The organism is Paenibacillus sp. CCS19 (assembly GCF_033239625.1).
GTDB lineage: Bacteria > Bacillota > Bacilli > Paenibacillales > Paenibacillaceae > Paenibacillus_T.
Genome location: NZ_BTCK01000140.1, coordinates 1 through 226 on the forward strand (window position 1 = coordinate 1; position 226 = coordinate 226).

1 tRNA gene is annotated in these 226 nt (G+C 51.8%); it reads left to right on the plus strand.

Annotation, left to right across the window (positions count from 1 at the left end):
- Positions 1-76: 76 nt before the first annotated feature.
- Positions 77-152, plus strand: a tRNA-Thr gene (locus SBI19_RS29450).
- Positions 153-226: the final 74 nt, after the last annotated feature.

Here is a 226-nt window from a genome sequence, read left to right on the forward strand (position 1 = left end):
TGATAGCTCAGTTGGTAGAGCACTCGACTGTTAATCGAGTTGTCACAGGTTCGAGTCCTGTTCAGGGAGCCATTTCGCTCTCATAGCTCAGTAGGTAGAGTGCATCCATGGTAAGGATGAGGTCACCGGTTCGATCCCGGTTGAGAGCTCCAGAAAGTTCTTGTTTGCAAGGCCCGTTGGTCAAGGGGTTAAGACACCTCCCTTTCACGGAGGTAACAGGGGTTCG